The organism is Bradyrhizobium sp. (assembly GCF_035309285.1).
Classification (GTDB): Bacteria; Pseudomonadota; Alphaproteobacteria; order Rhizobiales; family Xanthobacteraceae; genus Bradyrhizobium.
Map to the genome: position 1 here is coordinate 14,649 of NZ_DATGFH010000097.1, position 13,275 is coordinate 27,923.

The window sequence follows — 13,275 nt, forward strand, 5'->3', positions numbered from 1 at the left end:
GCGGTGCGTAGCACCGAACCCGGAATCTCGAGATTCCGGGTCTGGTCCTTCGGACCATCCCGGAATGACGGCTTCAAGCAAACTCCAAAATCAGCGCGTCCACCGCCAGCGTCGCGCCCGGGGCGGCGTGAATCTTCTTCACGGTGCCGTCGCGCTCGGCGCGCAGCACGTTCTGCATCTTCATCGCTTCGACCACCGCGAGCGTCTCGCCGGCCTTGACCTCCTGTCCTTCGCTGACCGCAATCGAGACCACGAGGCCCGGCATCGGGCAGAGCAGCTTCTTGCCGGTGTCGGATGCTGTCACGACCGGCATGATGCGCGCAGACGCCGCTTCGGTTTCGGTGAAGACATAGACCGGCACCTCGACGCCCTGATGCGCAAGGCGGATGCCGTTGGCGATCGGCCGCGCCTGCACGGCAATCGCCGCGCCGTCGATCGTGCCCTGCCAGACCGGCTCGCCCGGCGCCCATGACGATTTCAACAGATGCGGCTTGCCCACCGTACCGTCGGCGCCGACGAAGCGCACGGCAATCCCGCCGTCCTCGCGGGCGATGTCGAGGACGATCTCGTCGCGGTTGAGCCACACCGCGCGGCGGGTCTCGCGCCTCACCGGGCGTCCGTTCATCTGGCCCGAAATCTGCCGCTTGCGCTCGCCGAGCACATGATCGACCGCAGCTCCGACGGCGGCGAGCCTGCGCGCGATCTCGCCCTGCGGCGCCGGCGCCGAGAATCCCTTGGGAAACTCTTCGGCGATGAAGCCGGTGGAGAGCTTTCCTTCGCGCCAGCGCGGATGGTTCATGAGCGCCGAGAGGAACGGGATATTGTGGCGGATGCCGTCGACGTAGAACGCATCGAGCGCCGTCGATTGCGCCTCGATCGCTGCCGTGCGCGACGGACCATGGGTGACGAGCTTTGCGATCATCGGGTCGTAGAAGATCGAAATCTCCCCGCCCTCCTGCACGCCGGTGTCGTTGCGCACGGTGATGCCGTCGGCAGAGCTCTCCTGCGGCGGGCGGTATTTCACCAGCCGCCCGATCGAAGGCAGGAAATTGCGGAACGGATCCTCGGCGTAGACGCGCGATTCGACCGCCCATCCCGTCAGCGCGATGTCCTTTTGCGAAAGCTGCAGCTTCTCGCCGGCGGCGACGCGGATCATCTGCTCGACGAGATCGATGCCGGTGACGAGCTCGGTGACGGGATGCTCGACCTGCAGCCGCGTGTTCATCTCGAGGAAATAGAAGCTCTTGTCCTGGCCGGCAACGAATTCCACCGTGCCGGCAGAGTCGTAGTGCACGGCTTTCGCCAGCGCGACCGCCTGCTCGCCCATCTTGCGGCGGGTCGTCTCATCCAGGAGCGGCGATGGCGCCTCCTCGATCACCTTCTGATTGCGGCGCTGGATCGAGCATTCGCGCTCGCCGAGATGGATCACGTTGCCATGCTTGTCGCCCAGCACCTGGATCTCGATGTGCCGGGGATCAACGATGAATTTCTCGATGAAGACACGGTCGTCGCCGAAGGAGGACTTGGCTTCGGCTTTCGCAAGATTGAAGCCTTCGGCCACTTCCGCCTTCGAGTTCGCGATCCGCATGCCCTTGCCGCCGCCGCCGGCGGAAGCCTTGATCATCACGGGGTAGCCGATCTCGTCTGCGATCTTCACCGCATGCTTGTCGTCGCCGATGACGCCGAGATGGCCGGGGACGGTGGAGACCTTGGCTTTCGCCGCCGCCTTCTTGGATTCGATCTTGTCGCCCATCGCGGCGATGGCGTCGGGATTGGGCCCGATGAAGACGATTCCGGCCGCCTTCAGCGCGCGCGGAAAAGCCTCGCGCTCGGACAGAAAGCCGTAGCCGGGATGCACCGCTTCCGCGCCGGTCTTCTTGCAGGCATTGACGATTCGATCGATCAGCAGATAGCTCTCGGCCGCAGCAGGCGGCCCGATCGGCACCGCTTCATCGGCCATCTCGACGTGAAGCGCGTCGCGATCGGCCTCGGAATACACCGCTACCGTCGCAATCCCCATACGGCGGGCCGTCTTGATCACCCGGCAAGCGATCTCGCCGCGGTTCGCGATCAGAATTTTCTTGAACATCTTGTCGTGTATGACCTTTGGGCGGGTTCCTCATCCTGCAATCTGACATGCAGGAGCGGACGTCACAATTGCGTCTACAGCAAAATGGGCCGCTGGCAACCTGTCATGATCGCCGCCCACCTGCCTCAGCCGGAATAGGTCTGAAACCGCCCGCGGGCATAGGCGTGCGAGACCGCCTTCATGAGCTCGCCCACCTCGGATTCCAGAAAATGATTGGCCACGATCAGCGCGCGGATCGTCGCCCGCAGATCACCGTCACAAGCGGCGATCGCGGACTCGATTGCGGCTTCCAGTTCGCTCTCGAGCGGATCAGGTTGCGGACTGGCAGGCATGGGTTCGTGCCTTTGGCGGTACACCGGGCCATTGTTCTCTTTATGTTCTCGGAAATCAACCCGACATCTGCCTCTTTCGGTGGGCGTGCGGCTTTTACTACATGGCTGCGCCGCCCCTTGCCGGCCGGGTTGGCACCCCGACCGCGGCAATTCCTCGCCGCAAAGGGTGTCCGATAGCCAAGGCCCGCTTCCTGTGTGACACTCTGATCCGGGATCCAACGACCGATGACCGGCTCGAACGATACGCTTCCCGAGACGGCCGCCGCTGAAAACCTCCGGCGGCACCTGGAGAAGATTGCGCACGAGCGCGACAGGGCGCATCGCGCGCTCACCGAACGCGAAACGGAGCTCGCGCGAATCCAGCGCATCGCCCGCGTCGGCGGGCTCGAGATCGATTTCCGCGACGGCGTCAAAAACCGCCGCTCCCCCGAATATCTGCTCATCCATGGGCTGCCGCCCGAGGCCGCCAACGAAACCTATAGCGACTGGGTCGCCCGCATCCATCCGGAGGATCGCGAACGCACGATCAGGCACCTGTTCAAAGTGCTGAAGAGCGATAGCGCGGACTATACAGCGGAATACCGCATCATCCGGCCCAACGACGGCGAGCATCGCTGGATCCGCGTCGTCGCCAAGATCGAGCGCGACACGAGCGGTCGCGCATTGCGCCTGATCGGTGCCGATCTCGACGTCACCGAACAGATGCTGGCGCAGGAAACCTTGCGCGAGAGCGAGGAGCGCTTCCGCCTGATCGCGGACAGCGCGCCAGTTCCCATGTGGGTGACCAAGCTCGACCGCACGCGCTCCTTCGTCAACCAGGCCTACCTCGATTTTCTTGGGCTGCCGTTCGAGGAGGCCGTCGTGTTCGACTGGCGCAAGGCGCTTCATCCCGACGATTTGCCGCGCATCCTGCAACAGCAGATGAGCGGCGAAGCCTCGCTGAAGCCCTTCGTGCTGGAGGCGCGCTACCGCCGCGCCGACGGCGAATGGCGCTGGCTCCGCTCCGAATCGCAGCCGCGATGGGATGCGATGGGCAAGCATGTCGGCTTCATCGGCATCGCCCACGACATCACCGCCGCCAAGGAGGCGGAGATCGCGCTCCGAAAACTCAACGAGACGCTGGAGCGGCGCATCCGCGACCGTACCGCGCAGCTCGAATCGAATGAAGCGCAGATGCGCGCGATCTTCGAGACCAGCCACCAATATCAATGGCTGCTCAACGCGGACGGCAACGTGCTCTATGCCAACTCGACGTCATTGTCCGGTATTCGCGCCGAGGCCAGCGAGGTGATCGGCGCGTTGTTCTGGGAAACGCCATGGTTCGCCGCGACCGCGGGCATTGCCGACGCCGTTCATGACGCCTTCAACGCGGTGCTCAAGGGCGAGGAGGTCCGTCTTGAGATGCGGCTCGACCTGCCCTGCGGCGACCGCTTTTTCGACTTCGCGATGCGGCCGCTGTTCGACCGCGACGGCGCGGTCACAGGCGCCGTGCCCGAAGCGGTCGACGTCACGGAGCGTCGTCAGGGCGAGGAAGCGCTGCGCCAGTCGCAGAAGATGGAAGCCGTCGGGCAGTTGACCGGCGGCGTGGCGCACGACTTCAACAACCTGTTGACCATCATCCGTTCGGCGACCGACTTCCTGCGCCGGCGCGAGCTGCCGGAACAGCGCCGCCAGCGCTATGTCAACGCGATTTCCGAGACCGTCGAACGTGCCTCCAAGCTGACTGCCCAGCTCCTAGCCTTCGCCCGCCGCCAGCCGCTGAAGCCGGAGATCTTCAATGTCGGCACGCAGGTCGAGAATGTGGCGCAGCTCGTTCGTCCCCTCGTCGGCGGCCGGATCCAGATCGAGATCGAGATCGGCGAGCTCAACGCCTACACCACCGCCGATATCGGCCAGTTCGAGACCGCGCTGATCAATCTCGCCATCAACGCCCGCGACGCGATGGAGGACGAAGGCAGGCTGAAGATCGCCGTCCGCAAGGTCGGCGCGATTCCGCCGCTGCGGGCGCAGCCTGCGCGCGGCGGCGACTTCATCGCGGTCTCCGTCACTGACGACGGTATCGGCATCGCGCCTGAAAACCTGGACGCCATCTTCGAGCCGTTCTTCACCACCAAGGAGGTCGGCAAGGGCACAGGCCTCGGCTTGAGCCAGGCTTTCGGCTTTGCCAAGCAATCCGGCGGCGATATCGCGGTCCGAAGCATGCCCGGGCATGGTGCGACCTTCACCATCTACCTGCCGCAGGCCCCCGCGCCCGCAAGCGGCGCCGAAGCCGGCGCCATCAAGAGCGAGCCGGCCATCACCGGCCGCGGCTATCGTGTCCTCCTGGTGGAGGACAATGACGAGGTCGGCACGTTCTCGACCGAACTTTTGGAGGACCTCGGCTACACGGTCCGTCGCGTCGCGGAAGCCGGCGCGGCGCTCGGGATTCTCTCCGACGACGAGTTCGCGGTGGACCTCGTGTTCTCCGACGTGATCATGCCCGGCATGAACGGCGTCGAGCTCGCGCGCATCATCCGCGACCGCTATCCGGGCCTGCCCGTGGTGCTCACCTCCGGCTACAGCAACGTGCTCGCCGAGAATGCCCATCACGGCTTCGAGCTGATCCAGAAGCCGTATTCGGTTGAATCGCTGTCGCGCATCCTGCGCAAGGCGATCACCGAAAAGGCGCCGATCGCGCACTGACGCTCCCACTCAGTGGCTCCGCATGCGCCGCGATCGCGATCGGCCCGTCATCGCGCGTCAGGCGTAATTGAGCAGGAACATGAATCCGAAATCCATGTGCAGTTGCTGGTGGCAGTGAAACAGCGTCATTCCCGGATTGTCGGCGACGAAGTCGAACTCGAGCTCCTGGAATCCGCCCAGCATCACGACATCCTTGAGGACACCTGATGTCGCCTTGCCGCCGACACGCACCAGTTCGAAGCTGTGCCGATGCAGATGCAGCGGATGGATATCGTCGCTGGCGTTGCGGAATTTCAGCCGGTAGCGGCGTCCTTGATGGAGCATGTATGTCGGCTTCATGGTCTCCATCGAGAACGCCTTGTCGTTCAGCGTCCACTGGTTGAAGCCGTTCAGCGCCGCATTGTGCTTGACGATCGTGAACTCCATCGTCTCGTCCGGATTGGCCGGCGCGGCGCCGGACTTGCCGAACAGCGTATAGTCCCAGCGATAGGGCTTCGGCTTCACCCATTGCGGTTTGCCCTTGGCGCCGGCGTATTCAACGACGATGCCCATGCCGCGGTTCCGGTCGTCATCGGCAAGATCGCCCATGACCCACACCCCCGGATGGTTCATCTCGACGATTGCCGAGATGCGCTCCGCCGTCCCGAGCCACAGCAACGGCACGTCGTGCGGCGCCGGCACGGGATTGCCGTCCAGCGCAACGACCCTGAAGGTGTGACCCGGCAATGCAAGGCTGCGGATCTCGCCGGCGCTTGCGTTCAGCACGTGAAACAGCACCCGCTCGCCCCGTTTGACGCGAATGGGATCGCCCTGCCCGAGCATCTTGCCGTTGATCGAGAACAGGTCGTAGCCGACCTCGTAACCCTTGGTTTTCTCGTTGGCCTCGTCGTCGGCCTTTTTCCCGATCGCCTGCAGCTCCTTGATCGGCTCGCCTGCGAGGAAGTCCATCGCCATATCACCGCCCTGGCTGAAGGAGGGCTCGAACTCCTTGAGCACCAGGAACACTTCGCGGTCATATGCGCCGGGTTCGTGCTTCGGCTCGATGTAGACCGGCCCGACCTGGCCGGTGTAGGTGCCGCGATTGAGGTCGGCGCCGGCCACGACGTGCGTGTGATAGAAGCGGAAACCCGCAGGTTTCGGCACGAAGGCGATGCGGCGCATGCCGTGCGGGGCGATGAAGGACGTGCCCTCCTCGGCGGCGCCGTCGACGTCGCTCGGGATGATCTGGCCGTGCCAGTGCACCAGTTCCGGCGTATCGGTGTCGTTGTAGACGTCGACCACCGCGCGTTGTCCTTCCTTGAAGCGCAGCAGTGGACCGGGAAACTGGCCGTCGTAAAGCGTCGTCGAGACGATGTGCTCCGGAGCCAGCTCGGTCACTCCCGTTGCAATCCGCAGGGTGTAATCGGCCTTTTCCGCGGCGCCCGGCTCGGCGGCCCGCGCACGCGACGAGCTCGCACCGATCAGGGGAAGCGTGGCGCCATAGGCGAGAACTGCGCGGCGGTCGATCGGCATAGGACGACCTCTCACTTTCTTGAGGCGACGACGGAACACGCCGTCGGCCCAAGCTTATCGGATTTGCGCGAAAACGAGGCGCAAAAACCCCGCTAATCCTGCATGACTGCGTCCGTGACCTCACGGACACGTGTCCTGGCGCGGGCGAGCGCAGATTTCGCAACGCCGTGGCTCGAGAAAGGTTCTTACGACGTCCGCGCGCTACCTCGATGGACGCGAGCTCTATGGGGTGACCCCCGCCAGGACGCCGAAGGGTCAATAGCGCGCTTCGTGCCGCACACACATCGGCTGCAAGAGATTTTTTCAGGTATAACCGTTTTTGAGCCGCGCCGGCGGGACAGGCAGGTTGAACGCTGAACGTCAGCCGCGAGCTTGGGGCGAGTTCGCATGACATGGTCGATGGCTCCGGGAAACCTGGATGGGCAAGCGGCAGAAGCAGATACGATTGTGGTCGATCAAGGCCCTGGTTGCGGTGGCTATCGTCGCGCTGGGCGCACTCATGGCCTGGGGCTTCCTCGCAGGGCGCCACGAGGCGGCTGAGGAGGCCGAGAGCGAACAGACCATCAAGGTACCAGTGCGGGTTTCGAGCGAGAACGGCGAGCCGGTGATTGCGGTCGATGCCGAGACGCAAAAGCGCAGCGGCATCGAAACAGCGTCGCTCCCGTCCGCGCCGTTTCAGGAGCAGGTTCGCGCTTACGGAATGGTCCTCGACGTCGCGCGCTTGACCGAGCTCTCCAACAACTACGCCAATGCCACGGCGCAGGTCGAGACCGCGAGGGCGAAGCTTGCAATGTCGCAGCCCGCGTACGAGCGCGCGCAAAAGCTTTTCAACGAGACTCACGTCGTCTCGCAGGCGCAGTTGCAGGCCGCGGAGGCGGCGTTCGGCACGGACCAGGCGAGCCTCGCTGCGGCACAGGCGCAGGTGCGCACTTACACCGCGACCGCCTACCAGGAATGGGGGTCGGTTCTCGGCAAGTCGCTTGTCGATGGATCGCCGACGATCACCCGCCTGATCGAGCGGCAGGATTTTCTCCTGCAAATCACCCTGCCGCCCGGTGTCGTCCTCAAGACGGCGCCTGCCAAGGCGTCCATCGAAGTCGGCAAGGGAGGACGGGCGGCCATCACCTTCGTGTCATCAGCAACGCGGATCGATTCGAAGATTCAGGGCGTCAGCTTCCTCTACACGGCAGCGGCGGAAAGCGGCGTCCTGCCCGGCATGAATGTGCTCGCCTTCCTGCCCTCCGGCACATCCGTCGAAGCCGCTGCCGTGCCGGCGTCGTCGGTTGTATGGCTGCAGGGTCGAGCCTGGGTGTACCGCCGCACCGGCCAGGATAAATTCGCTCGCATGGAGATCGCGACCGACCAGCCGGCGCGCGGCGGCGGATATATCGTCAAGGACATGCCGAAAGATGCGCAGGTCGTCATTCGCGGTGCGCAATTGCTGCTGTCCGAGGAGTTCCGCGCGCAGATCCAGGTCGAGGACTGAGAGGTGAGTACCGCCCTTCCCTCGGGTCCGCAGGCCGCGATCATCCGCCTCGCGATCCGCTTCCGCGGCATCGTCGCCGCGCTCGCCTGCATCCTGGTCGCCTACGGCGTCTACGCGCTCGGCAGCGCCAAATACGACGTGTTTCCCGAGTTCGCTCCGCCCCAGGTCGCGATCCAGACGGAGGCTGTCGGGCTGACGCCGGAGCAGGTCGAGATTCTCGTCACCCGGCCGATTGAGAACGCGATCAGCGGCGTGTCCGGCGTGCAGACGCTCCGCTCCACGTCGATCCAGGGCCTGTCCGTGGTCACCGTCTTCTTCGACACCGCAAGCGACATCTATCGCGACCGGCAAGTCGTCGCCGAGCGGCTGGCGGCCGCGACCCAGCAGCTCCCGCAGGGGGTGCAGCCGCCGATCATGACGCCACTCACCTCGTCCACCAGCCGCATGCTGGTGGTCGGCCTGACATCAAAGACGCGTTCGCTGATGGACTTGCGTACGGCCGCCGACTGGACCGTCCGCTTGCGTCTGCTCGCCGTTCCCGGCGTTGCGAGCGTGACCGTGTTCGGGGGCGACAAGCGTTCGATCCAGATCCAGGTCCATCCTGACGAGCTCATCCGATACAACCTGACGCTCAACGATGTGCTGACCGCGGCGCGGCGATCGACCGGCGTCCGGGGAGCCGGCTTCGTCGATACCAAAAATCAGCGCATCGTGTTCCAGACCGAGGGACAATCGCTCAAGCCCGACGATATTGCCCGGACCGTGCTCTTGAGCCGGGGCGCCGCGAGCGTCACCCTGGGGAACGTGGCTGATGTCGTCGACGCGCCCGAACCGCCCATTGGCGGCGCCGGCATCCAGGGCAAGCGGGGCGTGATCCTCAATGTGGCGGAACAATATGCCGCCGACACGCTCAAGGTGACACGGAAGGTCGAGGCGGCACTGGACGAGCTGCGTCCCGCACTGACGGCGGACGGCATCACCCTCCACAGCGATCTTTTTCGTCCCGCGAACTTCATCAACACCGCAACGGGCAACGTGCGGGATTCGCTCATCCTGGGCGGCGTGCTCGTGATCGTGGTCCTGCTCCTGTTTCTGTTCGACCTGCGCACGGCCGCGATCTCCTGCACCGCAATTCCGCTCTCCCTGCTCGCCGCGACGCTGGTGCTGGAGCGGCTTGGCGCCTCGCTCGACACCATGACGCTCGGCGGCCTAGCGATTGCGATCGGCGTCGTGGTCGATGACGCGGTGATTGACGTCGAGAACATCGTGCGCCGCCTGCGGGAAAACAGGAGATCGTTGCAGCCGCAGCCGTTCGCGCGAGTCGTGCTCGACGCGACGCTCGAGGTCCGCAGCGCGGTGGTTTACGCAACCTTCGCCGTCATCCTGGTCGTGCTGCCGGTGATGACGCTGTCCGGCACGGCCGGACGCCTGTTTGGGCCGCTCGGGTTCGCCTACACCATGGCGGTGCTGGCCTCGCTCGCCGTCGCGCTGACGGTGACGCCGGCGCTGTCGATGGCGCTGCTCCCGGGCAGAGTGCCCACCCATGATCCGCCCATGATCCGGTGGACGCGCGCCGGCTATCGGGCGCTGTTGGGACGGCTGATGCAACGGCCGCGCACGCTGATGGCTGCGGCGATCGCGTTGACGATTTTAGGCTGTGCTGCGCTGCCGTTTTTCGGGGGCGGATTCATTCCCGAATTGAAGGAGGGACATTTCGTCGTCCACATGTCGGCGGTGCCCGGCACCTCGATCGACGAGTCGCTGCGCGTCGGCGCAGAAATCACCAAGGCGCTGCTCCAGCTACCCGAGGTGCGCTCGGTGGCGCAGCGGGCGGGCCGGGCCGAGGAATCCGAGGACAGTTGGGGTCCTCACTACAGCGAGCTCGAAGTGGATTTGAAGCCGGGCCTCTCCGGAGACGACGCCGAGAAGGCGCAGGCGGACATCCGCCGGACCTTCGCGGGCTTCGTCGGCGTCAACGCCGCAGTCATGACGTTTCTCACCGAGCGCATCGAAGAGACCTTCTCCGGCTACACGGCCGCGGTCGCGGTCAACGTCTTCGGCAACGACCTTGATCTCCTCGACCGCAAGGCTCAGGAGATCGCCCGCGTGCTCGACGAGATCCCTGGAGCTGCGGATGTCCAGGTCCAGTCGCCGCCCGGCCTGCCGCAACTTTCGATCCGTCTGCGCAAGCCCGATCTGGAGCGCTGGGGTTTCGATGCAGTCGAGGTGCTGGAATTGATCCGCGCCGCCTATCAAGGCGACGTCGTCGGCCAGACCTATGAAGGCGATCAGGTCTTCGACGTCATGACGATCCTGGATGCGGCGAGCCGCGACAACATCACCAAGGTTGGCGACCTGCCGCTGCGCAGTCCAAGTGGCGCTTATGTCCTGCTCAAGCAGATCGCGGACATCTATCAGACATCGGGACGCTATCAGGTCGTGCATGAGGGAGCGCGTCGCGTACAGACGGTGACCGCCAACGTCAGCGGCGTTGATCTCGTTTCCTTCGTCAAGGCGGCAAAGGCCCGCATCCGCTCCAAGGTCGAGCTTCCCGCAGGGACTTATATTCAGTTCGCCGGTGCGGCGGAGGCGGAATCGCAATCCCAACGCGACCTCCTGGTCAATTCCCTGATCGCAGCCGTCGGCATCATGCTCCTGCTGTCGGTCATCACCCGCAATTGGCGCAACCTGCTCCTGGTTCTGGCGAACCTGCCATTTGCGCTTGTAGGCGGCGTGCTGGCCGTGTTTGCGACCGGCGGGCAGTTGACGCTGGGTGGCCTGGTCGGGTTCGTCACGCTGTTCGGCATCAGCCTGCGCAACTCGATCCTGATGATTGCTCATTACGAGCATCTCGTTGACGTCGAGGGCAACACGTGGGGCCTGGAGACCGCGATCGCCGGTGCAGCCGACCGCCTTACGCCCATCCTGATGACCTCGATCGTGACCGGGCTCGGCATCCTGCCGCTCGCGATCGGCATGAACGATCCCGGACGCGAGATTCAGGGACCGATGGCGATCGTCATTCTCGGCGGGCTTCTGACATCGATGGCCCTCAACCTTCTGGTCCTGCCGACGCTGGCGCTGCGCTACGGACGGTTCGAGCGGACCGACGAGGAGTTCACGCGCCCGGTCGCATCCGGCGAATCAAGCGCCGCTGAGTGAGGCGTGGTGGCGGACGTCGGCTTCTAGTGGATGATCTGACTGAGGAAGCTCTTCGCCCGCTCGGTGTGCGGCGCGCAGAAGAAGGTCTTAGGATCTGCTTCCTCGACGATGGACCCGCGATCCATGAAGACGACGCGATCCGCGACTTCGCGGGCAAAACCCATTTCGTGCGTCACGCAGACCATGGTCATCCCATCTCGCGCCAGCTCGACCATGATCTCTAGCACCTCCTTGACCATCTCTGGGTCGAGCGCGGAAGTCGGCTCGTCGAACAGCATGATCCTTGGCTGCATGCACAGGGCACGCGCGATAGCGACGCGCTGCCGCTGGCCGCCTGATAGCTGTGCTGGATACTTTTTGGCTTGATCGTCGATGCGCACCTTCCTGAGCAGTGCTATCGCCCGATCATGCGCCTCAGATCGCGAAAGGGCCCTGACCTTCATCGGTGCCAACATGCAGTTTTCGACGACGGAGAGATGCGGAAAAAGGTTGAAGCTTTGAAAGACCATGCCGACTTCACAGCGTACGCTATTCACATCGACCATCCGGCCGGTGAGCTCGACGCCGTCGACGACGATCCGGCCCGCATCATGCTTCTCGATATGGTTGATGCAACGGATCAGCGTCGATTTGCCTGAACCTGACGGTCCGCAAAGCACGATCTTTTCTCCCTTGCTACGTTGAGGTTGATATCGCTCAGGGCAGCGAAGCCGCCGAACCGTTTCACCAACCTCTCGATGACGACCATCGGATCAGTCCGGTCGGCCGGACTGACTACGTTTGCCTGCGTCATGTTCGTACTCCTGCATTTGAGGCGAGGCGGTGCACTTGGCCATGGATTCCGATCGCTTACCGGTGCGCCCCCGTGAGCGCGTACCGCCTTCGGAGCGTCGCGACACATTGGGAAGCCGCCGAGCTGATGACGATATAGATGACAGCCACGGTGAGGTACATCTCGACGAGGCGGCCGTTGAGTTGCGCGAGCTTCGAGGCCGCGCCGAGAAGGTCCGTGAGCGAAAGGACGTAGACGAGCGAGGTATCCTGAAACAGGATGATGGTCTGGCTCAGAATGATCGGACTGGCGACGCGGAACACCTGTGGCAGGATGACGTGCCGGTAGGTATCGAAGCTCGACAAAGCGAGGGCTTGGCATGCCTCGAACTGACCCCTGTTCACCGCGCGCAATCCAACCCGAATGATCTCCGAATAATAGGCCGCCTCGAACAGGCCAAAGGTGATGAAAGCCGTGTAAGTGGCGCCGATCGGAATGGGACGACCGTTGCCGCTCAGATGTCCCAGCACGATCGGCACCAGGAAGAAGAACCAGAACAACACGAGGATGAGCGGGATCGACCGGATCAAGGTGATGTAGCCGCGGACGATCTGGTTGAGAACGCGTATCTCAAAATGCTGCACGAGGGCGAAACCGGTTCCCAGGATCATTCCGATCAGAAAAGCCGCAGCCGTCAGCGCGAGTGAGAACAATAATCCCGACCAGAGATAGGGCCACGCCTGAAGGACGATCGTAAAATCGAGGCTATTCATTGCGCGGCCTCCATGACGACAGGCAGGCGATCGACGCCTTTCGGCTCTTCCATCAGTTCCGCTCCGGTGATGTCCTTGACAAGAGCGGTGCCCGGGATGCGCACGGCCTTGTCGATGAACATCATCGTCTGGTAGGCGATCAACGCGAGAGCGAGATAGATCAGCGTCGCCGCACCGAACGCGGTAAAGGTCTGGAACGTCGCCTCGCTGATCTGACGCGCCTGTGCGGTCAACTCCATGAGGCCGATAGTGAGGGCCACCGACGTGTTCTTGTAGATGCCCATCACCTCGCTGGTCAGGCTCGGCACGATCAGGCGCAGGGCTTGCGGAACAACGACGTGTCGGTAGGTCAGGTATCCGCTCAGGCCGAGCGCGTTAGCCGCCTCGATTTGTCCTTTTGGCAGAGCCTCGATCCCCGCACGAACCTGTTCGGCGATGCGAGCGGCCGTATAGAGACCGAGGCACAG

Annotated in this window: 8 protein-coding genes and 1 pseudogene; 3 read left to right on the top strand and 6 right to left on the bottom strand. The window is 63.9% G+C overall.

Annotation, left to right across the window (positions count from 1 at the left end; translation table 11 throughout):
- Positions 1 to 73: 73 nt before the first annotated feature.
- Both VKR55_RS19385 and VKR55_RS19390 read right to left on the bottom strand, forming a co-directional pair.
- Positions 74 to 2,089 (bottom strand): acetyl/propionyl/methylcrotonyl-CoA carboxylase subunit alpha, encoded by a 2,016-nt coding sequence (locus tag VKR55_RS19385; RefSeq protein ID WP_324405748.1) that lies wholly within the window; start codon positions 2,087 to 2,089, stop codon positions 74 to 76.
- Positions 2,090 to 2,214: 125 nt separating this feature from the next.
- Entirely contained in the window at positions 2,215 to 2,421 is a 207-nt protein-coding gene (locus VKR55_RS19390) for a hypothetical protein (protein WP_324405749.1), read from the bottom strand.
- A gap of 225 nt (positions 2,422 to 2,646) precedes the next feature.
- Between VKR55_RS19390 and VKR55_RS19395 the strand changes: the two genes are divergently transcribed.
- A complete protein-coding gene (locus VKR55_RS19395) occupies positions 2,647 to 5,103 on the top strand; it encodes a PAS domain-containing hybrid sensor histidine kinase/response regulator (RefSeq protein WP_324405751.1) in 2,457 nt (818 codons plus the stop codon).
- 57 nt (positions 5,104 to 5,160) lie between these two features.
- On the opposite strand, the gene VKR55_RS19400 is transcribed toward VKR55_RS19395, so the two are convergent.
- Positions 5,161 to 6,615 (bottom strand): multicopper oxidase family protein, encoded by a 1,455-nt coding sequence (locus VKR55_RS19400; RefSeq protein WP_324405752.1) that lies wholly within the window; start codon positions 6,613 to 6,615, stop codon positions 5,161 to 5,163.
- Between the two features lie 418 nt (positions 6,616 to 7,033).
- On the opposite strand from VKR55_RS19400, the gene VKR55_RS19405 reads away from it, so the two are divergent.
- Both VKR55_RS19405 and VKR55_RS19410 read left to right on the top strand, forming a co-directional pair.
- Entirely contained in the window at positions 7,034 to 8,101 is a 1,068-nt protein-coding gene (locus tag VKR55_RS19405) for an efflux RND transporter periplasmic adaptor subunit (RefSeq protein ID WP_324405753.1), read from the top strand.
- 3 nt (positions 8,102 to 8,104) lie between these two features.
- A complete protein-coding gene (locus VKR55_RS19410; RefSeq protein WP_324405754.1) occupies positions 8,105 to 11,263 on the top strand; it encodes an efflux RND transporter permease subunit in 3,159 nt (1,052 codons plus the stop codon).
- 23 nt (positions 11,264 to 11,286) lie between these two features.
- Here the strand turns inward: VKR55_RS19410 and VKR55_RS19415 are convergent.
- From VKR55_RS19415 to VKR55_RS19425, 3 genes and pseudogenes are all read right to left on the bottom strand, one after another.
- Positions 11,287 to 12,056: pseudogene (locus VKR55_RS19415) on the bottom strand (amino acid ABC transporter ATP-binding protein).
- Positions 12,057 to 12,112: 56 nt separating this feature from the next.
- The gene (locus VKR55_RS19420) at positions 12,113 to 12,808 is read right to left on the bottom strand and encodes an amino acid ABC transporter permease (RefSeq protein ID WP_324405755.1); all 696 of its coding nucleotides are present in this window, start codon (positions 12,806 to 12,808) and stop codon (positions 12,113 to 12,115) included.
- Positions 12,805 to 13,275, bottom strand: a 471-nt coding sequence (locus tag VKR55_RS19425) for an amino acid ABC transporter permease (protein WP_324405756.1), incomplete at its 5' end; no start/stop codon positions are given. The genes VKR55_RS19425 and VKR55_RS19420, both read right to left, overlap by 4 nt.

Coding starts and splice junctions, on each gene's coding strand:
- VKR55_RS19420 (WP_324405755.1), bottom strand. CDS start 12,808: ATGAATAGCCTCGATTTTACGATCGTCCTTCAGGCGTGGCCCTATCTC.
- VKR55_RS19390 (WP_324405749.1), bottom strand. CDS start 2,421: ATGCCTGCCAGTCCGCAACCTGATCCGCTCGAGAGCGAACTGGAAGCC.
- VKR55_RS19400 (WP_324405752.1), bottom strand. CDS start 6,615: ATGCCGATCGACCGCCGCGCAGTTCTCGCCTATGGCGCCACGCTTCCC.
- VKR55_RS19395 (WP_324405751.1), top strand. CDS start 2,647: ATGACCGGCTCGAACGATACGCTTCCCGAGACGGCCGCCGCTGAAAAC.
- VKR55_RS19405 (WP_324405753.1), top strand. CDS start 7,034: ATGGGCAAGCGGCAGAAGCAGATACGATTGTGGTCGATCAAGGCCCTG.
- VKR55_RS19385 (WP_324405748.1), bottom strand. CDS start 2,089: ATGTTCAAGAAAATTCTGATCGCGAACCGCGGCGAGATCGCTTGCCGG.